The 23,744-nt window shown below is 40.7% G+C and carries 18 protein-coding genes, 1 tRNA gene and 1 other RNA gene; 4 read left to right on the top strand and 16 right to left on the bottom strand.

Annotation, left to right across the window (positions count from 1 at the left end; genetic code table 11):
* Positions 1-311: 311 nt before the first annotated feature.
* Positions 312-1,124 (top strand): hypothetical protein, encoded by an 813-nt coding sequence (locus DRZ93_RS05275; protein ID WP_113746019.1) that lies wholly within the window; start codon positions 312-314, stop codon positions 1,122-1,124.
* Positions 1,125-1,533: 409 nt separating this feature from the next.
* Here the strand turns inward: DRZ93_RS05275 and DRZ93_RS05280 are convergent, their stop codons facing one another.
* From DRZ93_RS05280 to DRZ93_RS05295, 4 genes are all read right to left on the bottom strand, one after another.
* Positions 1,534-1,782 (bottom strand): hypothetical protein, encoded by a 249-nt coding sequence (locus DRZ93_RS05280; RefSeq protein ID WP_113745863.1) that lies wholly within the window; start codon positions 1,780-1,782, stop codon positions 1,534-1,536.
* Between the two features lie 9 nt (positions 1,783-1,791).
* Entirely contained in the window at positions 1,792-2,547 is a 756-nt protein-coding gene (locus DRZ93_RS05285) for an ATP-binding protein (RefSeq protein WP_113745864.1), read from the bottom strand.
* The gene (locus DRZ93_RS05290) at positions 2,547-4,280 is read right to left on the bottom strand and encodes a Mu transposase domain-containing protein (RefSeq protein WP_113746020.1); all 1,734 of its coding nucleotides are present in this window, start codon (positions 4,278-4,280) and stop codon (positions 2,547-2,549) included. The genes DRZ93_RS05285 and DRZ93_RS05290 overlap by 1 nt, the downstream gene beginning before the upstream one ends.
* Positions 4,281-4,354: 74 nt before the next feature.
* Positions 4,355-4,975, bottom strand: coding sequence for a hypothetical protein (locus DRZ93_RS05295; RefSeq protein WP_113745870.1), 621 nt, complete (start codon positions 4,973-4,975; stop codon positions 4,355-4,357).
* A 350-nt stretch (positions 4,976-5,325) separates the two neighbouring features.
* Between DRZ93_RS05295 and DRZ93_RS05300 the strand changes: the two genes are divergently transcribed.
* Positions 5,326-6,696, top strand: a complete 1,371-nt coding sequence (locus tag DRZ93_RS05300; RefSeq protein WP_113746021.1) for a transposase — start codon at positions 5,326-5,328, stop codon at positions 6,694-6,696.
* A gap of 136 nt (positions 6,697-6,832) precedes the next feature.
* On the opposite strand, the gene DRZ93_RS05305 is transcribed toward DRZ93_RS05300, so the two are convergent.
* From DRZ93_RS05305 to DRZ93_RS05315, 3 genes are all read right to left on the bottom strand, one after another.
* Positions 6,833-6,915: transfer RNA gene (locus DRZ93_RS05305), tRNA-Leu, on the bottom strand.
* A gap of 91 nt (positions 6,916-7,006) precedes the next feature.
* Positions 7,007-8,998: a transglycosylase SLT domain-containing protein gene (locus DRZ93_RS05310; protein ID WP_113746022.1), complete on the bottom strand. Its 1,992-nt coding sequence runs from the start codon at positions 8,996-8,998 to the stop codon at positions 7,007-7,009.
* A gap of 4 nt (positions 8,999-9,002) precedes the next feature.
* Positions 9,003-9,812: a 4Fe-4S dicluster domain-containing protein gene (locus DRZ93_RS05315; RefSeq protein WP_113746023.1), complete on the bottom strand. Its 810-nt coding sequence runs from the start codon at positions 9,810-9,812 to the stop codon at positions 9,003-9,005.
* Between the two features lie 243 nt (positions 9,813-10,055).
* Here DRZ93_RS05315 and DRZ93_RS05320 point away from each other — a divergent pair, with 243 nt between their 5' ends.
* Positions 10,056-10,709 carry a GDSL-type esterase/lipase family protein gene (locus DRZ93_RS05320; RefSeq protein ID WP_113746024.1) on the top strand — a complete coding sequence of 218 codons (654 nt, stop codon included), beginning with the start codon at positions 10,056-10,058 and terminating at the stop codon, positions 10,707-10,709.
* Between the two features lie 82 nt (positions 10,710-10,791).
* Here the strand turns inward: DRZ93_RS05320 and DRZ93_RS05325 are convergent, their stop codons facing one another.
* The 9 genes from DRZ93_RS05325 to smpB form a co-directional block, all read right to left on the bottom strand.
* Positions 10,792-12,168, bottom strand: a complete 1,377-nt coding sequence (locus DRZ93_RS05325; protein WP_113742993.1) for a sodium-dependent transporter — start codon at positions 12,166-12,168, stop codon at positions 10,792-10,794.
* Between the two features lie 12 nt (positions 12,169-12,180).
* Positions 12,181-13,551, bottom strand: coding sequence for a sodium-dependent transporter (locus DRZ93_RS05330; protein ID WP_113742994.1), 1,371 nt, complete (start codon positions 13,549-13,551; stop codon positions 12,181-12,183).
* A 51-nt stretch (positions 13,552-13,602) separates the two neighbouring features.
* Positions 13,603-14,979 (bottom strand): sodium-dependent transporter, encoded by a 1,377-nt coding sequence (locus DRZ93_RS05335; protein ID WP_113742995.1) that lies wholly within the window; start codon positions 14,977-14,979, stop codon positions 13,603-13,605.
* Positions 14,980-15,044: 65 nt separating this feature from the next.
* A complete protein-coding gene (gene pnp / locus DRZ93_RS05340) occupies positions 15,045-17,300 on the bottom strand; it encodes a polyribonucleotide nucleotidyltransferase (protein ID WP_113746025.1) in 2,256 nt (751 codons plus the stop codon).
* 90 nt (positions 17,301-17,390) lie between these two features.
* Positions 17,391-17,660 carry a 30S ribosomal protein S15 gene (gene rpsO, locus DRZ93_RS05345; RefSeq protein WP_113742997.1) on the bottom strand — a complete coding sequence of 90 codons (270 nt, stop codon included), beginning with the start codon at positions 17,658-17,660 and terminating at the stop codon, positions 17,391-17,393.
* Between the two features lie 139 nt (positions 17,661-17,799).
* A complete protein-coding gene (locus DRZ93_RS05350) occupies positions 17,800-19,236 on the bottom strand; it encodes an IS4 family transposase (protein ID WP_113745805.1) in 1,437 nt (478 codons plus the stop codon).
* Positions 19,237-19,643: 407 nt separating this feature from the next.
* Positions 19,644-20,009, bottom strand: coding sequence for a hypothetical protein (locus tag DRZ93_RS05355; RefSeq protein ID WP_113746026.1), 366 nt, complete (start codon positions 20,007-20,009; stop codon positions 19,644-19,646).
* Between the two features lie 631 nt (positions 20,010-20,640).
* Positions 20,641-21,006: a transfer-messenger RNA gene (gene ssrA / locus DRZ93_RS05360) on the bottom strand.
* A gap of 73 nt (positions 21,007-21,079) precedes the next feature.
* Positions 21,080-21,562, bottom strand: coding sequence for an SsrA-binding protein SmpB (gene smpB, locus DRZ93_RS05365; protein WP_113746027.1), 483 nt, complete (start codon positions 21,560-21,562; stop codon positions 21,080-21,082).
* A gap of 399 nt (positions 21,563-21,961) precedes the next feature.
* On the opposite strand from smpB, the gene DRZ93_RS05370 reads away from it, so the two are divergent.
* Positions 21,962-23,737 carry a methyl-accepting chemotaxis protein gene (locus DRZ93_RS05370; protein WP_113746028.1) on the top strand — a complete coding sequence of 592 codons (1,776 nt, stop codon included), beginning with the start codon at positions 21,962-21,964 and terminating at the stop codon, positions 23,735-23,737.
* The last annotated feature ends 7 nt before the right edge of the window (positions 23,738-23,744 follow it).

A 23,744-nucleotide genomic window follows, 5' to 3' on the forward strand; every position in this document is an offset into this window, starting at 1 on the left:
CTGCAGTTACGTAAGCCTTTGCTGCAGTTAAGCTGTTGCTTTTAGCTTTGCAGTTTATGCCTGCCTATGCAGGATATTTTATATGTCCTGTCTTATCACAAATGACAATATAAGAAACGCGATATATCGTGATCTTTAATAATTAGTATATGGATCCCTGAGATCGCAGGTTAAAAATACCTAGTTTTTTTTATTTTTCTTTATCCTACCAAAAATTCCTTGTTATCAATCAAATTTTTTTTGAATTATTTTTCTAAATGCCTTGACTTTTTTCTTGTTTTATGGTACGATTTACCCAATAGGAGGACATCATGGCCAGTAAAGATAAGAATCAAAATCACCCAGTTTTCAAGAACGTTGTTGCCAGCAAGAGAACCTATGCCTATGCTCTCTTGCAGGGGAAATCTGTATGGAATGCTGAAAAAGGCTATTCAACCCGTGTGGCACCAACTCAGATTGGATCTATCAAAAGCAAAGATGGTATTGGTGAGTGTGTTTTTAGTATTAACTTTCTCTCTGAAAATCCTGAGTTTATTCCATGGAAGGTTATACGTGTGGGACAGGGAAAGTTTGAGTACGAAAGACGCTCAGAAGCTGAAATCAAGGAAATAAAACAAAAACTTGCCGACTCTCAGGATATTTTGGATGATATTAAAGCAAATCCATCTAAACCCGGCATACGCACCAAGGCCTCTGTTGCTAGAAATTCTGGCTCTGCCACCCACAAGACCTGCGGCACTGCTCGTAAGTTTGGCGATTATTATCTGCTCAAATCCTTTATGGATAAGATGCCATCATTTAATATCCTTAAAAAGATTATGCCTGATGACAAATACATCCTGCTGGTATACATGATAATGACCTGTCTGTCCAAGGGTATTAAATCTATATCTTATGAGATTGAGGCTTTTGTCAGAGAGCACGCTCTTGATTTAGATATAAACTCTTATAAAGATCATATACAGAGACTGTATAAATACATAGATGAAAACGGCGTTATAAATGAGTTTGCCAAATTTAAAACTCAGTATCATAAAAAGAAAAATGGCAATAAGCACATGCAGTTTCTGGCTCTTGATGGTACTAATGGAAAATCCGGTCTAAAATCTCATCTGATCCGGTAGTGCCTCAGTATTAGATCTTGAAAACGGACGACACCAATTCCTATTAAATCTCATCTGATCTTGAGCTAAAATTTGTCCTAAACTCTAGCAGTAGTTCCTGCCTACTTTTGTTCAATACTGTTTTTATACATCTGATCCTGACCTAAATCAGTATTTCCGCTCTTCTTACACATGATCTTTTGTCTATTAAATCCTTCTGGTAATCATGCCATCTTTAAAGGCATCGTCAGATCCTGAGGGTTATCAGAAGTTCCTATTGCACCAAAACAGTACTTCCGTTACATCATCTATTGATCTTGTATAGCACGTCAGATCTTTAGGCAGTTACTCTGTAAACTGACGCCATAAATATAGCTTTTATATAGGCTTATTAGAGATAAAACCCTGACACTAGGCCAGGGTTTTTGTGTTATAAAATGATATCGATTTTAACAACTCTGCCAAGATGAAGTTGCGGCCTCATTGGTTTACCTCCTAGAAACCATTCATGGCTGTTTAAATTAAAATCGACCATATGGGAGATCCATTTTGATTTGCCATGTCTATCCTTTTTTTTCAGATAGATGGTATCTCCTATATTTATTTCATAGTCATCAATATAAAGACAGTTACTGTCATTATTAAATGCAAGACGGCCTAATATTTTTAACTTATACACGACAAGCTCCTAGACAAAGTCATATGGCAGAAGTGTAATATCCTGTACACACTGATTAATGCGCCTAGTTACAGCATCTGTTATGGCTGCATCAATATTTACAAACCTTTTAGCCATACCTACAGATGTAAGCTGTGTTGCTATCAGTGTAGACGCAGTATTAATACGATCATTTAAAATATCATTAAGATATTTAGCATACCTGGCTTCATAAAAGTCGGTCAAAAATAAATCATCTATTATCAGCAGGTGCACCTTTTTAAGCTTTTCTCTGAATTTAAGTCTTTGCTCTACGTTAAATATAGAGAATTGCTCTAGGAGATCATTGGCTATTGTATATTGTACACTCATGCCTCTGAGGCAAGCTCTTCTACCGATATTGCATATGAGCTCTGTCTTACCTGTTCCAGATGCTCCTCGTACTATGACATTTTGTTTTTTAACTACAAAACTCAGCGAGGCAAGCTCTGCCATAGTTGTATTACTAAGCCCTCTCTTTTCACTCCTTAAAATAAAATCTAAATCTTGATTTCCTCTGAGTTTACTGCGCTTTAACAGCGTCTGACCTTTAACCTCATTAGCATAATCAATATGCTCTTGAAGCGCCATCAGCAGTCTTTCATTAAATGTCAAACCGCTAAATATGTCTGGCGTTGTAAACTGGCGATGAAAGGCCAGAGCAAGGCCTTTTAAACGAATGTCTTTAAAAGCTTTTATTATACGGCTTTCATCTTCAGTTAGAGTGTAAGTTTGTTCATTTGACATTATTTATTCTCCTGTGCTTTACCCAATTTTCTGGCCATAGCCACATCTCTAGAGTTGCGCAGAACACCATCGTCATCAACACTAAATGTTAAATTACCTTGCTCACTGGCTTTGTCAGATCTGGGCTCATTGATGACGGGATCTTCTGCAGTACAGGCTATATCGGCAATATCATCCTCACGCGGTTTTAAAGACTCTGATACCATCTGCTTATAAATTTGGACTAAATTTGTTATGTTTCTAACAGCTGGTTCCATCTGCATTATTTTCATGAATGTCTTATCAGCAAGCTCTGTGTTGGCAGATCCTTTATAGAAATTAATGGCCGCAACACATGCTTTGAGGGCATGTCCGTTTTTTTGCTTATTTTTCCATGAACAGTATGAGTGCAGATTTTTACTGAGATTAAAAGCTTCATCCAGCGCCTGTTCAATCTTTAAATACTTCCTTTCATCTTGAACGGCCTTGTGGTTCTCAGGCATATGTGCTCTAATCGTATTGACGCTGTTATTTTGTGCAAAATTAATAGGATGCGTGGCAATAAGGCGATCATCGCATGATATTGTTAATATATTTTCATACACTCTGACTGTTACCACCTGACCTATATAGGTATATGGGACAGAATATTTATTTGTACCAAATGTTATATGGTAGTTACGAGGCACTTTGAGGATATAGATATGGGCAAATTGAGGTATGGTAGAGATCATGGCGCGGGCTTTAGGTTTTTCACAATGCTCAAACAGATAGGCTCTGTTTTGCTCTAAATCTCCACGCAGCTGGGCCTGATTAATACGCTTTTCAATCAGATCCTGTAATAGGTGGTTATGTTCCTCCAGTGATCTTGGTGTGTCACTGTCATAATTGTTGATAACACGTTCAGTTATTAACCTTACAGCGTATTCAACCCTGGATTTATGAGTTGGCGCACGTGGTGATGTTGGATGTACAAATACATCAAAACGCGACATAAAGTCTTCAAATGATTTATTTATGATAGGCTCTGATATAATAGAGTGATCTTCTACCCATGCTTTGGCATTGTCAGGTATTATTTCCTGGGGTAGACAGTTAAAGTGCTTAAATGCAGCGCTTATAGCTATGCATGTAGCCTCTGTGGTCTGTCTTTCTACGAATCTTGCAAAAACGTAACAACTGGCAGACCACACAATTACAAATACATTAAAATCTGTCTTAACGCCTCCAGGAAGTGTCAGAGCACACTTTTTTCCGGCAAAATCAATTTCGCAGCTTAGTCCATATGTCTTGTCCATGATAAATACTGGATCAGCCGTTTTTGCAAAAAGCTCATCTTCTGCCTTTTTTAAATAATGATAAAACTGACTGCGAGATAAGTAGTGCCATTTATTGGCAATACAGTTTTCCATGTAATTAAAATAATAAAATTGCTTGCTCATATGCCTTTCCAGGCGGTCTACAGCCATCTCCAAAAAATCTGGCATAAACTCTGAGCGGGAGACATGCTCCTCCTGAGTACCATTATCTGTACCTGATGCCAGATAGCATATATCTACAAGTTGCTGATTACTAAGAAGCTCAAGAGAGTATCGGGAGCAGATGTCTGCTTTAAACAGCCTCTCTTTTATGTGCGATACAGTAAAACGGGAGACACCAACTCTAGCTCCAATCTGGGTATTATTCAGCCCTCCAAGAATAAGCTTGGCTATGTCTTTGAGCTTGTCTGCGCTCAAATGCTGTCTTTTTGTCATTAAAAGTTCCTTAAAAAAATATGACAAACCCCATGTTTGTCTTCAACAAAGGGTATTTTAAGGACTTTTAAAAATTAGTCGTTATTTGCTGTACGAAAGCGCATAAGTATGGCATTTTGTATATTTTCACTATTATGGAGCAACAGGCAGAACCTAGGGGCCGTCAGGCATGAAACCGTAATATCAAAAAATTTAAATACTCTATGCTTGAGAGAGTTAAACTGTTTTATATGATATTTCCATCTTTGTATCAGCTTTAATACTTTCTTACATTCTTGTTTAAATAGACTGAGATCACCGCAGCGAGCTTCTAAATCTTTATTTTGTACATTTTCTGATTCTGCTGCTATATAGTCTTCAATAACTTGTTTTAAATGACTTTGGCCAGGCTCAAAAATATCTGGCTGTACAAGATGGTAACGTGACACCTTATGCTTCTTGCAAGCACCACAATTACAATCTTTGTTTTCGCAAAACATCTGAGGAATAAGCACTGTAATTTTCACTCCATAGATCAGGCGTTTGGCCTTGCTAATATAAGCTTTAAATTTGAGTTTCTTATTACAGAGTGGACAGATTAAATATTGAAAAGCATCTTTATGTAAAAGCAATCTTATAGGCTTTGAAAGGCCATTATTGATGGCTTCATTGAGCTCATCAATATTAGAAAATAAATTTTGTGTTAAAATAAACATTCAAGTAGTGTGAGCTCTTTATTCTTGGCGGAAGTGAGCTCACCTCTCCTTCTAATATCCTAGCAAAACAACTTTTTAGTTGATTCTAACAATGTTCAATAGTTTACATAAAGTAGCCATAAAAAGAGCTGCGTTGTAGACGAGTGCATTAAAATAATGCAATAAGATCTGATGTATATGCTTAAGAATAAAGGTTTGCATAACATAAGATATGTGCAAAAGGCAGAACTGCGATTACAAGATCAGGATCAGGCGAGAAGATTAGGAATTCAAGAGCAAATTTAGGAATGATATAAAACGTCCCGGATCTATAGTTAAAACCAAGATTTAAAGATTAAAGATCAGATTCATTGATTGATATATATAGGATTTGGTGTTGGTTATTAATAAGATCAACCGAGATTGAAACCCGGAAATTTCATACTAACGTAGATAATGCCGGCAACTGCCTGACTAAGGCACAGTACGGCAAATCTAAAAGCGGTACAGACAACAAGGTTATTAATTTTATAACACTGGTTGACCAGAGCACACATGAGCTGTTTTCCACTGTTACATATGCAGGCAATATTACAGATGTGCTGACTGTGGAGTCAGTATGCAGGCAGCTTGTGGACAGAGGCGCCGGCGACAATATATCTTTAGTCTGTGACAGGGGATTCTGGTCTATCAACAATATCTCGGCCATGCTTGAGCATAATATATCCTTTGTGTGCAACTGTAATATAGCCAAGAGCAAACTTATCAAAGAGCAGGTAGATGCCATATCACGCGATCTGCTAAGAGACAGGGGTCTGGTTTTTAGCAGTAGCGCAGATATTACAGACACTGCTCCTAAACTGCTTGCAGGAAAGACTATACAGCTCCCATGGTCTTATACACAGAAGATTCTAAGTAAAATGGCAAGAGAAAATAATGAGTCTTACAAGCCTGTAAGGCAAAAGGAGAAAACTCTGTATGTACACTTTATTTTCTCCCGCGAGATATATGAAGAGAGCATGAATAAATATCGTGTTTTAGTAAAAGAGCTCAATGATGCCTATGATATAGCCAGCAACTGGCAGGAGGTTATTGCAGGTAAGGAGCCATCTGAGCTTACTGCCGCTCATACCAATCTTTTAAAAGACAAGCTCGTTGATTTATTTCAATATAGTGATGAGGTTGCAGACACTGACTCCTCTTTTGACAAAAAGGAGCAGCCTCAACAACGCTATTACCCAAGGTACTATGCCATATCAAGGCTATGCAGACAAATAGCCACCAGAGTTCTGGTTTCTGACTGTGTGGATAATGTTATTGAGGCAAATGAAATATATGCGCAGAGAAATAATGTAGAGGTGGGCTATAGTATAATTAAAGGCGAGCTTGGAGGCTCTACACTCAATGCCTCCACCGATAAGACAGTAAATGCCAAAGTATTCATACTGTCTCTTGCATCAGAGGTGCAAAGACAAATGCTCGAGGCTAATAAAGTCTTTAATAAAGAGCAGATTAAAAACAATCTGCATCCTGTAAAGCTTTGTCATAACTCATTTAGAGGCACACTGCGCTCTCTGGAGGCTATAGAGGCCACTATTGATAAAGAAAATGGATCTATAATATTCTCTGGAGGAATATTAAAAAGGCAGTCTGAGTTAATACGCTCATTTGGCATTGAGCCATTAGATACGCTGACACGTGCAGCATATGCCAAAGAAGAGGGTTTTAGCTTTAAACGATAGTTAAAAAAAGAAGATCTGGTCGCGTCCGGCGACCGGCTTCTGGTCATGAAATTAAGATTGATTCTCGGTATGTTTGGTGTGCGATCTTAGGGATGGATTTATTATTCAGAACTGAGGGATTGATGGGTATTTATCTTGGTGCCCAGGGCGGGACTCGAACCCGCACTCTCGCGAACTACCCCCTCAAAGTAGCGTGTCTACCAATTTCACCACCTGGGCAACGGTTGATATAATAGCAAATTTTTATTATTTGTAAAGAGTTTTTTTAAAATTTTTCAGGGAGTGTTAAAACTACACTCCCTGCATCATTTTAGTACCTGTAATTTAGCTCATGCTTCCTGAGCAGATGGCCTTTTTTACCTGTAAGAAGATAATTGTAGATAGCATCATATAAGATTACATTCTGCACATATTTTCTGGTCTCTAAAAAAGGAATACTTTCAACAAAGACATCGACACTGCGTTTTTTGCCATCCTTTGACAGCCACTGTGGCACACGGCCTGGACCGGCATTGTAGGCACAGGCAGCCAGCACCCTATTGTTATCAAATTTGCCAAGCATATCCTTTATATAGTAGCTACCATATTTGATATTAACCTCAGGATTGGTAAGTGATGAGACTCCTTTATATTTCCACTTGTTCTTTTTTGCAACAAATTTGGCTGTACCTGGCATTAGCTGCATCAGACCTACAGCGCCAACTGGCGATCTTATAGTTGCATTTAGCATACTCTCCTGACGGGAAATACCATAGAGAAAGGAGAGCGCTACATTATTGCTGCGCGCCTCTTTTTTGTAGATCTCAAGATAAGGGATTGGGAAGCGATAAGAGAGAGCATCCCAGCGGCCTGATTTGACCACCATATCTATAGCATAGCGTATATTGCCTGTCTGCAAGGCCCACTGCCCCATAAGCAGGGCATCATTGTTACTTGAGCTTTTAGCAAGCTCACTCCACTCTACAGAGGCATTGCTGTCGCCTATGGCCTCAAGCTCAAAAAAACGTCTTACAGCCATATTGTTTTTAACAAGAGCCGCCCATGAGGCATTGTTATCAAGCTTTAAATGATTATAGGCATAAGACAGATTTAGTTTCTGTGCAGCTAAAAAGCCAAAGAAATCTCTTTGTTTTGCTACCTTCTTTAAAATCTCAAGGCCCTGCTTTTTATAACCAAGCTTTTGAGCTGATATGCCCTTCCAGTACTGCCAGTTGATCTGTTCCTGGAAATTTGATGGCATATGCTCAAGCAGCTGATAGACAATATCCCACTGTGAAAAATACACAGCACGTCTTAATCTCTGCTCCTTTAGCTCATTGCTCCAGGCCACAGCAGGTAGATTGGCATCAACCCATTTGACATCATCAAGAGGACGTGAGCGGGCGAGGCAGTTGTTGGCTATGGTCTTTTTAATGGCAACAAGCTCTACCTGTGTTGGACTGAATTTTTTGATAAAACGCTCAAGATAGTCACGCGCATCATCTTTGCCTACATTGGCATAGCGCTGAAAGGCAAGTACGGCCACACGTCTGTCATCGGCATTTTTATTATCAAGATCTGTAAAAATACTCAGAGGATCATCATAAAAGGCCATATGCTTGCTGATACGCTGTGCATACTTTGTCTGCATCAAAGACTCAGACAGTTCTTTGGTAATACTCTCATATCTGCGCTCAACATAGGCTCTTTCAAATTTCTCAAGAGCAATTTTATCTGTAATATAACCCTTGCTTTTAATAAGTCCCATAAAGGCAGAGCAGCCATAAGGCATCTCACGCAGTGACAGATATAAAGAGCGGCCATAGGCAAGAGCATCCTCTGTTGCCTGACTTAAATGCCACTTTGATTCATAAAAACGGCACAGCTTTGACTTCTGGAAATTATAGATGGCATCCTTTTCCAAAAAAGGCTTGGTTGGCATGAGTACATTTACTTTTTTATACTCACCCTTAACAGAGAGATATTCAATATACTTATCCTGCAAAATGCGCGAGAGCTCGGTATGTTTTTTATCATTTATAAATTTAATTACAGATTTGAATTTACTGGTATCAGGATTTACTGAAAGGCTGTAGTAGTCAAGCCATATATTTAAAGGATAGTCTTTGGATATACCCTTTCTTATCTGTCTAGCCCTGTCATCATCGCCGCGTCTTATAGCATCGCGCGCCTGTACAAAGGCCTCACGGTCAGTCTTGTATTTTGCATCTGAGGCACTTACAAGCGAAACATCGACAGTTGTGGCAACAGCGCTGCCGTACACAAGCGCAGCTGCTACAAGGCAGGTTAATTTAATCCACATTGCATTAAATCCTTTGTATATGAAATGTATTGGCCTTGGGCTTTTGATGAATTTTTTTTACTTCATTAAAAAAGAGCGCAATCTGCTCTTTATCCTCTGGCCATATATCTCTTATATGATACGGGCAGTGGTGTATGCACGAGGTGCAGTGCATGCACTGCTCTTTTTTTGACTCTGGCACCTCAAATGTGTATGCATCTATTATACCGCATGGACAGAATTTTACACACAATGAGCATTTTTCACACAATGAGGCATCACCTACAATGGCAGGCACTGCAAAATTCACGCGCTCTTCACTATAAGGTCCTGTATCAAAAGGATAAGGCATCTTAAGCATACAATCCTTAATAAGATTGTAGATCTTAAAGATATTATCTTTTATATACGCAATATCACTGTCATCAGGGCGCATGGCACCTAGGACATCATCAAGGCAGTGACGCACGACAATCTGCGCATAGCCTGCCACCACAAAACCTTTTTGTGTGAGCATAGCAGCAATCTCGCGCGGCTGATCGCCACAGGTGCGGTTGCCATAGGTTGATATGATAAAGGCTTTAGCATTACGCGAGCGCAGACCTGAAAAGTCATTAAGACAGCTTGGCATACGCCCAAAATAGGTGGGACAGATAAAAATAAGCAGCTCATCGGCTTTGAACTGATGCACTACAGAGCGCGAGCGTGGCTTTAGGTAATCATACATGACAGGATATATGCGCTGCTCAGAAAATGCCTCATATACTGCCTGTGCCACACGCTCTGTGCCACCTGTAGGTGACATGTAGGCTATGGTTATTTTATTAATGCTCAAGCTTATACAATCCTGTTTTAAATATGATAATTTTTTTTAATTTTAATGTAGTCACAGGTAAAAAATCTATTTTTTTATATAGATCTTTGTTCTTTTTGTGCTTTTTTCAATAAATCTTTTACATGGCACCACTCTGGCGCAAAAAATGCGACTGCCAGAACAAGAGCCTCTTTCTTTTGCATTAGCTTTACACACAAAGCCTGTGAAGGTTTACAATAAGTTATTGCTTTTAGGAGACTTACAATGAGCGAATTTAGAGTTTTATGTTTTGGTGACTCAAATACCTGGGGCTTTGTGCCCGTAAAGCTTGGGCAGATGACCAGACGCTATGATAAAAACACCCGCTGGAGCGGTATTTTACAAAAGCTTTTAGGTGATAACTCAACTGTTGTCAATGCAGGTCTTAACTCACGCACCACCTCATCATTTAAAGGCTCTGCCTATCAGGGGGTAAATTTAAATGCCCTTGAGACTTTTTTAGATACCTATACACAGTCATTGCCTTTAAATCTTGTCATCATTATGCTCGGCACCAATGATGTCAAAGAAAGTATTGCCCAGAGAGCCGAACACAGTGCCAGACGCATTGGCCTTTTAATTGATATGGTACGTGAGAAAACCTATGTCGGAGATGTGCCAAAGGTGCTTGTTATCTCACCTGTGCCTGTAAGATATATAGAAGATGAGTCCTATAACCTTGAGTACAATGCTGGAGTTGATGAGAGTAAAAAACAGGCAGAGTATTACAAACAGATGTGTTTACAAAAAGATGTTGAGTTTTTAGATGCCTCAAAGCTTGTGCCGCAGGCTGATGGTGATGATGGTGTACATCTGTCAGCTACAGCTCATGCAAAACTTGCTGATGCAGTATATCAGAAGATTTTAAAAATGTTTTAATAACAAGACAAAGGGCCTTATATAACACAGACCCTTTTTATTTTGTACTTTAAAACCTCTGCAGTGCAGAGGTTTTTACATTTTACTTGCCAAAGATATTTACATAACCTGTAATAAGCAGAATTATGATAACAACTGGCAGTACATAGCGATAGTACCAGAACAGGAAGGCTGGAATCTTAGGGCCTGATCCTGTATTACATTCAGCCAGATAGTTCTTAAAGCCCATACCTGTCTTTGAGGTTACAAAAAGAACAAAGAACAGTGAGCCCAGAGGCAGGATATTATTGGAGATAATAAAATCCTGGAAATCAAGAATAGTTGATCCTTCACCTAAAGGCTGTATGAAGCTTAGATAGTTAAAACCTAACAGACATGGTATTGACATACACATGATGATCACAAAGTTTATAATAACAGATCTGACACGTGATATGGCAAAGAGATCCATGGTCATGGCAATAATACTCTCAAATACAGCAATAAGAGTTGAGAGAGCGGCAAAGAGCATGAACAGGAAGAACAGACCTCCCCAGAAGGCGCCCATCTCCATATTAGCAAATACTGTAGTTAAAGTAATAAAGAGCAGACTTGGACCAGCATCTGGCTGTACACCATAGGAGAAGCAGGCAGGGAAGATCACAAGACCTGCAAGCAGAGCTACAGTAGTATCAAGACCACAGATATAGGTAGCCTCGGATGCCAGAGAGTAACGCTTGTCCATATAGGTACCAAAGATCTGAATTGAGCCCTGTCCTACTGATAAGGTAAAGAAGGCCTGACCCATGGCAGCCCAGAGGATCTCAAGAAGTCCCACATCAGAAATACGCTCGGTATTAGGAGCCAGATAATACTCAATACCCTCAACAAAGCCTGGCAGAGTAAATGATCTTATAGCCATAAATACAAGCAGTATAAAGAGCAATATCATAAGAGGCTTAGTGATTCTCTCAATGCCCTTGACCACACCTAAAGCCACTACAGCAAATGACACTACAACAACTGTTGTCATGCACACAAACATGTATAGAGGATTGGAGAGCAGCTGTTCAAACTGCATCTGAGCTGCAGCCTTGTCCACACCGCCTGCAAAACCGCCGGTAAAGGACTTGTAGCAGTAGAATAACAGCCAGCCGGTTAAAAGGCCATAGAAGGACATCAGCACATATGAGCCCGGGATTAACCAGAATTTGTTATAGTGCCACTTGCTCTTTGGCTGCTCTAAAATTTCAAAGGCGCGAGCAATTGAGCGGCGTGAAGCACGACCCACAGCCAGCTCCATAGTCAGCAGTGGCATACCTACACCCAGCAAAAAAGCCAGATAAATAAGCACAAAGATGGCGCCGCCATACTGGCCGGTAATGTAAGGGAAACGCCACACATTGCCAAGACCAATGGCACAGCCTGCTGCAATGAGCAGAAAACCCAGTCTTGTTTTAAACTGTTCACGTTCTGACATAGTCAACTACCTTTATCCGAAGATTTCAACATAACCCTGTATAAACAGAGCGAATACAATTACTGGAAGAACTATTAAGAAATAGTACTTCATGAAATATGGGAATTTAATGCCCTTGCCGGTGTTGATCTCGGCAAGATAATTATCAAAGCCCCAGCCGCGTTTGAGACTTACATACAATATGTAACACATAGCACCAAATGGCAGAATATTCTTGCTCAGCACAAAGTCATACATATCAAGTATGGTACTGCCCTCGCCAAGCGGCTGTACTGATGACCACAGATTGTAGCCAAGCAGACATGGTACGGATAAAAGCAAAATGGCAATGCAGTTGATAATTACTGATTTGACACGCTTTATCTCAAAGACTTCCATTGTGATGGCAATAATATTTTCAAATACGGCAATCAATGTGGATATAGCAGCAAAGAGCATGAATAAAAAGAAGATTCCGCCCCAGACTGAGCCATATTCCATATTGGAGAACACAGAGACCAAAGTTACGAAAATAAGACCTGGGCCTGAGCCTGGCTCTACAGCATAGGAGAAGCAGGCTGGGAAGATAATAAAGCCTGCAAGCACAGCAACTGTAGTATCTAAAAGTGTAATAGTTACAGCCTCATAGCCTATGGTGTAGTTACGTGACATATATGATCCGAAGATCTGAATTGAGCCCACACCAAGACCTAGGGTAAAGAAGGCCTGTCCCATGGCTGCTGAAATGGCATTTAAAATACCCTTTTCCTGCAGGTTTTCAAGATTTGGGCTTAAATAATAGGACATGCCAGCCTCAAAACCTGGCAGAGTAAAGGATCTGGCGGCCAGAAAAATAAGCAGACCAAAGAGCATAAGCATAATAGGCTTGGTAATACGCTCCACACCGCGGCGCAGACCAAAGGCGCACACACTAAAGGACAGCAGTACTACAAATAAAGTACATAAAAACTGCACTGAAGGAGTGGCAAGCATCTTAGCAAAAGCCTCTCCTGCCAGACTTTGCTCTGTGTTTGAGGCAAGAGTACCTGAGAACATGCCAACTGTATAGTAGAGCATCCAGCCTGTAACCAGCGAGTAAAAACCCATTAATATATAGTTGCCAGGTATCATCCAGAACTTGTTGGCGCGCCAGGCACTGCCTGGTGTGAGTTTTTCAAATGATCTGCCAAGGCTCTGACGAGAGGCTCTGCCTACTGCAAGCTCCATGGTCAGAATAGGCATACCGACACATAACAGGAAAAGAATATAGATAATTACAAAGACAGCGCCGCCATACTGACCTGTGATGTATGGAAAGCGCCATACATTGCCAAGTCCTATGGCACATCCTGCTGCTATAAGTAAAAACCCAATGCGAGAGGCAAACTGTTCGCGATCTGACATGATTATATCCTTTTTGTAATTGTCTGCCCCTCCTTGCAGGGCAGACAGGTGCTATTTGCCAAAAACACTCATATAACTATTAACGATGAGGAAAATAATTACTACAGGCAGTAAGAAGCGGTAATAATTAATACCCCAGGCAGGAATCTTAAAACCATTGCCGGTATTGGCCTCTTTTCTATAGTTTTCAAAACCCCAGCCACCTCTCCAGGTTATGTAGGCTACATAACACAGAGCGCCAAGAGGTAGTATGTTATTGGATATGATAAAGTCCTCAAGATCAAGGAAGGTTGAATTTCCGCCCAAAGGATGAACATCACTTAAAAGATTAAAGCCAAACAGACATGGCAGAGCCAGTACCAGTATCACAGCAAAGTTGACCATAACAGAGCGTCTGCGTGATGTGGTAAAGAGTTCCATGGTAATGGCAATAATATTTTCAAATACGGCAATCAAAGTAGACAGTGCAGCAAAGAGCATAAACATAAAGAAGAAGCCTCCCCATATGGAGCCGTTTTCCATATTGGAGAAAATAGATACCAATGTTACAAAGATAAGACCTGGACCTTCATTTGGCTGCACGCCATAGGTAAAGCAGGCAGGGAAAATAATAAGACCTGAGAGCAGAGCCACAGTGGTATCAAGCAGAGTAATAGTTACAGCCTCTGTTGCCAGACTGTAGCGTGAGTCCATATAGGTACCAAAAATCTGAATGGCACCAATACCAATAGACAGGGTAAAGAAGGCCTGAGCCATAGCTGCAGATAAAATCTGCAGAATGCCGTATTTCTCAATGCTCTCAAAATTTGGATACAGATAGTACTCAATACCCTCTTTAAAACCATCTAGGGTAAATGATCTTAATGATAAAAAGATAAGCAAAGCAAAAAGCAGCAACATTAAAGGTTTGGTGACACGCTCCACACCCTTGCGCAAACCTAAGGCACAGATACCAAAACCTACAGAGACTACAGCTATCATGTTGATGAGCATAGATGATGGAGAGGCTAACATATCGCCAAAGGCTTTGCCTGCATCTGCAGCTGAGGTATTTACTCCAAACTCACCTGTAAAGCCTTTGATACAGTAAAAGAGCATCCAGCCTGTAACTACTGAATAAAATGACATCAGTACATAGTTACCTGCTATCATCCAGAATTTATTTAAACGCCAGATTTTAGATTTTGGTGTTAAAACCTCAAATGACTGAGCAAGTGAACGTCTGGAGGCACGGCCTATAGCCAGCTCCATTGACAGCAAAGGCACACCAAAGGCTAAAAGAAAGAATACATAGATTAAAACAAATAAGGCACCGCCATACTGACCTGTAATAAAAGGAAAGCGCCAGACGTTACCCAAACCGATGGCGCATCCGGCCGCAATCAGCAAGAAGCCCAGTCGGGATGAAAAGTGCTCTCTTGTCGGCATTTTTCTACACTCCAAAAAAAGGCCTAGATATTATCTAGGCCTGTACTGAATATCTGATTTAGCTATTATAATGTAGGATTGTCGCTTTTTGACTCAGTTGCACTATTTTCATGCGCTGTTTGCGAATTTTCTGCAACTTCTTCACAAGATTGTGCAGAATTTTCACCCTCACATGCACAATCCTGAACCTCATTTTGAGACTCGTTCTGATCCTGTGCAACATTGTTTTCATTCAGAGCCTTGATAGACAGGCTGATCTTGCCCTGATTGTCAACGCTCAGTACGCGCACTTTAATGGTGTCGCCCTTGTGCAGATAATCCTCAACATTCTCCACATGCTCATCTGCAATCTGAGAAATGTGCACCAGACCGTCACGGCCAGGAAGAATGCTGACGAAGGCGCCAAACTTGGAGAGACTTACTACCTTGCCCTCATAGTCCTTGCCTACTTCTACATCAACTAAAAGTTCATTGATACGATCTGTGGCTGCGCAGGCAGCGGCAGCTGTTGGAGCTGAGATCTTAACTGTACCGTTGTCAGAGATATCAATTGAGGTATTGGTGTCTGACTGAATATTACGTATATTAAAGCCACCCTTGCCGATAATGTCCTTTATCTTATCGGTTGGAACCTGCATGGTTACAATGCGTGGAGCGTAAGGGGAAAGCTCGGTACGTGGCTCAGGCAGAGCACGTGACATAACCTCAAGTAAGTGTAATCTTGCAGAGTGGGCATCAGTTAATGCCTGCTGCATGATCTCACGGGTAATACCGTCAGTCTTGATATCCATCTGCAGAGCTGTTACACCCTCTTTGGTACCTGCAACCTTAAAGTCCATATCACCAAGATGATCCTCATCACCCATGATGTCAGTTAAAATGGCAACTCTGTCATCCTCTTTAACCAGACCCATGGCAATACCTGCAACAGCAGCCTTACATGGAACACCTGCATCAAACAGTGCCAGTGAGCCGCCACACACAGAAGCCATTGATGATGAGCCGTTGGACTCGGTAATCTCTGATACTATGCGCACTGTGTATGGGAAATTGTCCATATCTGGCAGAACTGCACGCAAGGCGCGCTTTGCAAGACGGCCGTGACCGATTTCACGACGCTTTGGTGAACCGATAAGGCCGGTCTCACCTACACAGTATGGTGGGAAGTTGTAGTGCAGAATAAATCTGTCTGATCTGGTACCGGTCATATCCTCAAAGGTCTGGGCATCACGCTCAGAGCCAAGAGTTGCTGTAGCAATAGACTGAGTTTCACCGCGGGTGAAAAGAGCACTGCCGTGCACACGTGGCAGAAGACCTGTAGCTACAGTAATTGGGCGTATCATGCGCAGTGTACGGCCGTCGATGCGGTTCTCGCCTGCTAAAATACGCTGACGGACAATATCGCGCTCAAGCTCAAAGAAAATCTTGGAAATTTCCTGATCTTTTTCAGCCCACTCTTCTTTTTGAGCCTTAACCTTTTCAATGACGCTCTCTTCAATCTCAGATAATCTGTTCTGACGCTCAAGCTTATCAACAATTAAGAAGGCATTGCCTACACTCTCTTTAGCCTCTGAGTGTACTGCAGCAATAAGCTCCTCATCTTTAGCAGGAGCCTGCCAGTCCCATACAGGGCGGGCTACATCTTTGGCAAAAGCCTCAATCTCATCGATGACTACCTGCTGCTGCTCGTGACCGTACATTACAGCGCCAAGCATTACGTCCTCAGGCAGGATGTTGGCCTCAGACTCAACCATAACTACAGCTTTCTTTGAGCCTGCAACCACTAAATCAAGATCTGATTTTTCAATCTCAGAGGTAATTGGGTTTAGTACAAACTGACCGTCAATAAAACCTACTCTTGCAGCTCCCAAAGGACCATTCCATGGCAGTCCTGAGCTTGCAAGGGCGGCAGATGCGGCAATAATGGAAATAATATCGGTTGGAACTTCCTGATTGGCTGACATTACAGTTACAACAACCTGTACTTCGTTTACAAAGCCATCAGGGAATAATGGGCGCAGAGGTCTGTCGATAAGACGTGAAATCAGTGTCTCGCCCTCTGATGCACGACCTTCTCTTCTAAAGAAGCTTACTGGTATCTTGCCTACAGCGTAGGAGCGCTCCTGATAATTTACGGTAAGAGGGAAGAAATCGCGGCCTTCAACCTGCTCACGACGGTTGCAGACTACAGTTGCAAGAACAGTTGTATCATCCATTGAAGCCAAAACGGCTGAGTCTGCCTGACGACCAATTGCACCAGTTTCTAATGTTATTGTATGACGTCCGTATTTAAAGGTGCGGGTGATAGGCTTTAAATTCATTAAAAATTCTCCACTTAAGATCCACTAAATTCTTTGCACCATGGATCTATATACAAATTGGGCGGTTTACACCGCCCTCGCCAGTCGCTCTTAGCGACGGAGCTTTAACTTCTCAACAATGGCGCTGTAACGCTCAATGTCTGAAGCTTTTAAGTAGTCAAGAAGCTTACGACGCTGTGCTACCATACGCAGGAGACCACGACGGCTGTGGTGATCTTTCTTATTGGCCTGGAAGTGTGGCTGCAGGTCAGCAATTCTATAGGTTAAAAGTGCAATCTGCACTTCTGTGCAACCTGTATCATTCTCATTGCGACCAAACTCTGCGACGATTTTTGCTTTCTGTTCTACGGTAAGTGACATATTATGCTCCTTTGTGATTTACCATACGCCCCTTCCAATCACAAATTCAGGAGGGGTATCTACATAATTTTAACACAATTCTTATAAATGATGAATATAGTTATAAATCAAAAGACTGTGATCAAGCATACCCATGAACTTAAGCCTTGATTGTAACATCAATTTTGTGCGGTATTAAAAAGTCTTTCGTCATATGGTGTGTATTGTAAATTTTATCGACCAGGAGGCTTACGTCCTTTTTAAGATCTATATCCCTTTGTGATGGTTTAGTTCGCATCATAGAATCTAAAAGACCTTCAAACTTGCTGATCTCATTGTATATTGTAGACTTAGCGCCTTTGACCATGGCTTTTAACAATGGTCCTATATCTCTGATAGAGGAAGCCATCTTTAACAGAGATATTTCCCGTTTTTTACGTTGGTCATCTCTTTTCTTTTTCTGAAGCTGTTTTGCTATAAGCTTTTTGATGAGGTATGAGCCAATACTTGCATAAATAAAGAGCAGGATAATTTCTTTGATGGACGAATTGATAGAGCAGAGGCTGTTGCTACTTTTAAGTGCTTTAAACATGATCTCGCAGGACCAGCGCGTCCTGTAAGTATCAGCTATAACTGATGCTGCTACACGGCTTGCATCTATGTTGGTGATGAAATAATTAAATTTATCATCAACAGGATTATAGATACGAATCATCCTTAAAACGGTATCATCGTTAACCTGCACAGCCATATCAACCAGAGGATATTTGCTGCCATTTAAGTGCTGACATGGTTTGCATCCTTCAAATTCATGTAACGTGGCTCCGTTGCCATCCATTGCATGAATAATCTTATAGGCGCAATTCTCCTTGCCTCTGAATATAAAATAATGCCCCTTGGATATAAGTAGCAAATATAAAGCTTCAGATACATATCCCCTGTCGCACAGATATAACACCTGCTCATAGATATCTGGTGACAGGTGCTCTCTTTCATTGGCTACAGCCTCCGTAATATCAATATGTGTAGGCATATTATTTACAATAGAAAACCCCGTATGCAGTTTAATAGCGGCAGATTTTTTATCAGGGTTGGTCTTGTCAGGATTACGTGTTTTAGCCTTGCAGCTAAAGTTGTCATAGGCTGAGTATCTAAGGGAGATTTCAGAGCCATCCACCATGATAATATCATTAACACCGACACTCTGCCTGTAAGCCTCAAGCAGTTTCAGACCAGTTTCATTAGTATCGTCTTTAACAAGCATAGAGAGGTTTTCTATAGTATTCTTCATAACTTCAAGCAGTCCCTCTGAACGCAGACGGTTGTGAAGAGCCTTTGAAGATATATCAATGCCAAACATGTCAGAATAGCACTTATGAAATCCATTTAAAGTAAAGGTTATATTGTTAGAGTTTTGGTTAGTAGAGGCATATGTTAAAAGAGCTGAGAGAAGTTCAGCTATTGTAACTTTTCTTTGCCTTTTGAGTGTGCCATTTTTTCTGGCAAAATTATTAATAAGCTCTTTGCTGAAGACGGTTAAAATATTTAAGAGTTCAGCTCTTTGAATATAGAGATTAATTTGAGATAATAAAGACATAGCAAGTTTTCCTTTGTTTGGTTTGGTTTGGTATATTATACCATGGAAACTTGCTATACCCCATAAAAATCCTTTATAAAACAATCTGTTAGATCGTTTTTAATACTTCTAACAACCTCTTTTTGTATCAGAATTGTATGTTTCCAAAAAAATCAAACAAAAAACCCGCATCGAGGTCTTTTGCACTAATTTTTAGCACGATAGAATGCGGGTTTGCGGAATGATTTTAAGCCAAAAACTTCTGGATTTTAATAAATGCTTAAAAATCAAGACTTTACTAAGATCCTAGGTATGGTGATCAAGATAAACTATAAAGAAAAAAGACTATAGCCAAAAGCGCCTTTGCACCTAGCTGAAGATAAAGCGCACAAGCATCATTGAGCCTGAAAGCCAATACAAAATTTTTATCAACAAGGCATATACCAGGGATTTAATCTAAACACAGGCATGCTCTTGAGGCCAACATTGATTGCTCTATTGCTGTTACCTTGAGGATCTTTGCCTGATGTTATGTCACGGCATTTTTCTTTATTGGGACAGGTTAGAATCTGCAGGTGAAAGATCTTTGTAGGAGTTCTGTTGCGAATGTCTTCAATATGCTTTTTATAACCGGTTATACCATAACGTATCATAGGCTGACCGCAATACCGGCATTTGACCACAACGCCCGGCTTTAGCGTAAGCACTGGTACTAGCTCACGCTTCCCGGTTTTATTTGATTTTCTGTATACCTCTTTAACAAGAGTATCTTCTTCTGCTACAATTATTGCCATGAAGACGCCTTGTGCGTTTTTGGGCGGGACACTATTTTTAGGGCGTTAATCTAAAGGGTAGTGTCCCGCGGCATTTCTAAAACTGTCTTTTCCTAAATCATAGCAAAGCATCTGTACCTTTTTCTGCATTTTTCAACGTAAGGTAACCTCTATTTCCAAATTTTTAACAAAAAATAGGCCCAGACTGGGTTTTGACAAAAAGTGAGCAGAATGTGGTGACTTTAAAGAAGAGCAAGAGGAATCAATAAAAGATAGGCAGAAAATTCGACAAAGATATGAGCTAAATTAATGACAGATTAATAGAGCACTGACAAATATAAATGACCTAGCAAACTACTATATATTGCATGGAAAATTTAGGCCGCAAGTGATCCACTCTTTAATTTCTTGATTTGAATAGCAAAAATCATTGTGTATCGTCTCTGAGGTGATCATGCAATCGTGAACACTGGGTAAAATGATCACTTTTTCCAAAAAACGGTAATCATAGGTTACCACTCGTCTGCATAGCAAAAAAGTCAATTGACATAGGTTGCAATAGGTTGGAACGGCAAAACGCTGATTTTACAAGGGTTTGATTTAATATTTTGAGTGGAGTTGAATGGGGTTGACATAGGTTGAAAGGGCTTTGTGGTGGAGATGGAGGGGTTCGAACCCTCGTCCCAAAAGACTTCATCTTCAGTACTACATGTTTAGGCTTGTCTTTGATCTCGATACCATGCTGCGGACGGCCACGCCACACGATACCCAGCCTGATAATTTATTTAGTGCTTCATCCTCAGACAAAGACTCCACACGATCTAGTGAAAAACTGACCCCAGTAAGACCAGGCGTCACTAGAAAGGCCTGGAACTGAGGGCTATGCGCAGGTTATTAAGCTGCCAGAGCGTAGTTTTCGTCGTTTGCGACTATTTGTTTGCGGCTTATTAACGAGGCCAACCGCACCTCGACATGCACTTAGGACTCCATGCTTCCGGTCGAATCCAAAATCATCCCCAAGTTGAAACATTATAACATATACATAGTATCTTATAACAGTATTTTAAAGAGCTCTAAATTAATATTTTTATTTAAAAGCTCTTTTTCATAATACGGCTCTTCTCTCGCTGCCAGTCACGCTCTTTGATTGAATCGCGCTTGTCATGATCCTGTTTACCTTTTGCCACACCTATCTCAAGTTTAGCCCAGGAGCCTTTAAAGTACATGCGCAGAGGAATAATGGTATAGCCCTGACGCTGTGACTGACCTATGAGCTTGGCTATCTCTCTTTTATTGAGTAAAAGCTCGCGTGTTCTTGTAGGATCGGAAAATACAAAGGCGCAGGTGCTTTTTAAAGGATGAATGGTGGCACCTATGAGCAATACTCTTTCATCCTTGACCATAACATAGGCCTCGGCAATATTAGCCTTGCCGGCGCGCAGAGATTTTACCTCCCAGCCCTGCAGTGACAATCCGGCCTCAATTTTTTCCTCAATAAAATAATCATGCGTTGCACGTCTGTTGACTGCAATAATATTATCTGAATTTTTCTTTTTTGAACTGCTTTTTGCCATGTTGCTGTCTCTTTAATCTTAAGTTTTTTATTATTTATAAACAGCCCTGATTAATCTGTTATTTAGTGCCTGTCACAAACAATACAGGACTTTGCTGTATGACTATTTATAAAATGTCTGTAGCATCATTTTTATCTGTAAGGACGCATTGTACCTTATATTGTCAGCCTTGTTTTATTTTTAATTAAAATTCGGTATTTTTTACGCATTGCGCTCTAAAACACCACTGCCGTAGCTTTAATAAATGTAGCAGTATAAATTATATAGGCATAAACGCATTTACTAGATCTTGGATAAAGATAAACAAAGCCATACGCCTTTACATTTATTTTTGTTACGATTTAAAGGTATAATAAAAGTGCATCTTTTTATAAAAAATTTTATGGCGTTGAGGCTTGAATGAGCAGTGTGGAAGCAAAGTCTACAGCACAGGTAGATAGTAAACAGGTAGCAGACAACAACAAATCAAGCACAGGCAGGGCACATGATGATCGCCCAAGCTTTTTTAAATCTCTTTTAAAACTGCGTTTTAAGGATATGTCCATTATGCACCGTGTCACTATGATACAGTGTATAACCCTTTTTCTCTTTGCTATTGCCACAGGCATAGTAATCTATCTAAATCACAGTCAAAAAGGCATTAATGATCCGCAGCAGGTAGCTTTAGTTCAGAAAATAGATTCTCTGTCCTTTAAAGCAACCGACAATCTTTTCTCCCTGACACAGATAAGCTACAGTCTGGCCCACAATAAAGACGCCAGAAATAATATAGAGCAGCTGCGCACTGCACTGCAGCAGCTTGAAAATGATATTAACAGCATTGAACAGGCTGTTACCTCATTAAATGCTTCACGACTTAAAAATCATCTTGCCAACGATCTGCTGCCTGAGCTTAAAAATTCCAGTTCAAACTATATACAGCAGATGTACAAAATGCCAGAGAGCTTAAAACTCGGTCAGCAGCAGGTTGCAAGACTGTATGAGGAAACATCACAAAAATTTCTGCACCCTATGCTTATTGTACTTTTAGATGTACAGACAGCCTCATCTAAAACTGCATTCAGGCAAAATGCCATTGCCAATACCACACTTGCCAATGCCCAGACCTATCTTGTAATAGGCTTTTTAATAGTTATTGTTGTCTCTGTACTCTCTTTAATCTCAATACGCAAGTCACTGCGCAACTACACCTATGAGCTTTTAGATGCACTAAGACTTATAGCCTCAGGTAAATTAAACGGCAAAATAACTGTAAGAACCAAGGATGAAATCGGCACTATTGCCACTCTTGTCAACTCCTTCGTGACAAGCTCCAACAATACTCTAAGTCTTATCAAAAAGGATATTGATAAACTGCATTTAATGGTTGAGAGTAATTCACAGGCCATTTCAGTCACCAATGATGCCATATCCAATCAGCGCAACAAAGCCCAGGATGTTGCCTCATCCACAGCTCTTATGGAAAAGTCTGTTGAAAAGGTAGCTGACTTTGCCAAGGCCACATTAGATGAGGTCAAGATTGCAGAGGAAGCCTCTGATACCTGCCGCTGCACCATGCAGGATAATATTACCACCACACACTCTCTGTCAGACCGTCTGCGTGCCACCTCCAATGCTATTTTACGCGTCAATCAGATGGGTGATCAGATTGACTCTATTGTAAAAACCATTGCCACTATTGCCGATCAGACCAATCTTTTAGCACTAAATGCCAATATCGAGGCAGCCCGCTCAGGTGAGTACGGCCGCGGCTTTGCCATTGTAGCCGATGAAATACGCGATCTTGCCATTAAGACAGCTCAGTCTACAAAAGAGGTTAACAAGACCATAAAAGAGCTCTCTGCTGCCGTGCAAAACTGCGTTGAGGTCATGGCAAGCTGTGAAGATCAGATGGAAAACTCACTGCAGCAAAGCTCAAGGGCCAACTCCTCAATTGAGGAGATTATGGGCATTATTGCCACTATCTCTGATATGTCAGAGCAGATTGTACAGTCATGTCAGCAGCAGGCCAATTCAGCCTCGGAGATTAATCTTTCCATTGCCAATATTCTAAAACTCACCGAGGACAGCTATGAGACCATGACCAATATGCACGGCTCTATGTCAGCTTTAGATGCTCTTGCCTATGAACAATCAGCTCTGCTTGAAAAATTTGAACTAAGCTCAAAAACTTAGAGCAATT

Origin of the sequence: Anaerobiospirillum thomasii (assembly GCF_900445255.1) — a bacterium.
Classification (GTDB): domain Bacteria; phylum Pseudomonadota; class Gammaproteobacteria; order Enterobacterales; family Succinivibrionaceae; genus Anaerobiospirillum_A; species Anaerobiospirillum_A thomasii.

What these genes read in the sequence shown, in the direction of transcription:
- DRZ93_RS05350 (WP_113745805.1), bottom strand. Translation starts at nt 19,236, where the DNA reads ATGTCTTTATTATCTCAAATTAATCTCTATATTCAAAGAGCTGAACTC.
- DRZ93_RS05295 (WP_113745870.1), bottom strand. Translation starts at nt 4,975, where the DNA reads ATGTTTATTTTAACACAAAATTTATTTTCTAATATTGATGAGCTCAAT.
- DRZ93_RS05370 (WP_113746028.1), top strand. Translation starts at nt 21,962, where the DNA reads ATGAGCAGTGTGGAAGCAAAGTCTACAGCACAGGTAGATAGTAAACAG.
- DRZ93_RS05285 (WP_113745864.1), bottom strand. Translation starts at nt 2,547, where the DNA reads ATGTCAAATGAACAAACTTACACTCTAACTGAAGATGAAAGCCGTATA.
- pnp (WP_113746025.1), bottom strand. Translation starts at nt 17,300, where the DNA reads ATGAATTTAAAGCCTATCACCCGCACCTTTAAATACGGACGTCATACA.
- DRZ93_RS05275 (WP_113746019.1), top strand. Translation starts at nt 312, where the DNA reads ATGGCCAGTAAAGATAAGAATCAAAATCACCCAGTTTTCAAGAACGTT.
- DRZ93_RS05355 (WP_113746026.1), bottom strand. Translation starts at nt 20,009, where the DNA reads ATGGCAATAATTGTAGCAGAAGAAGATACTCTTGTTAAAGAGGTATAC.
- DRZ93_RS05290 (WP_113746020.1), bottom strand. Translation starts at nt 4,280, where the DNA reads ATGACAAAAAGACAGCATTTGAGCGCAGACAAGCTCAAAGACATAGCC.
- rpsO (WP_113742997.1), bottom strand. Translation starts at nt 17,660, where the DNA reads ATGTCACTTACCGTAGAACAGAAAGCAAAAATCGTCGCAGAGTTTGGT.
- DRZ93_RS05335 (WP_113742995.1), bottom strand. Translation starts at nt 14,979, where the DNA reads ATGCCGACAAGAGAGCACTTTTCATCCCGACTGGGCTTCTTGCTGATT.
- DRZ93_RS05325 (WP_113742993.1), bottom strand. Translation starts at nt 12,168, where the DNA reads ATGTCAGAACGTGAACAGTTTAAAACAAGACTGGGTTTTCTGCTCATT.
- DRZ93_RS05310 (WP_113746022.1), bottom strand. Translation starts at nt 8,998, where the DNA reads ATGTGGATTAAATTAACCTGCCTTGTAGCAGCTGCGCTTGTGTACGGC.
- DRZ93_RS05320 (WP_113746024.1), top strand. Translation starts at nt 10,056, where the DNA reads ATGAGCGAATTTAGAGTTTTATGTTTTGGTGACTCAAATACCTGGGGC.
- DRZ93_RS05330 (WP_113742994.1), bottom strand. Translation starts at nt 13,551, where the DNA reads ATGTCAGATCGCGAACAGTTTGCCTCTCGCATTGGGTTTTTACTTATA.
- smpB (WP_113746027.1), bottom strand. Translation starts at nt 21,562, where the DNA reads ATGGCAAAAAGCAGTTCAAAAAAGAAAAATTCAGATAATATTATTGCA.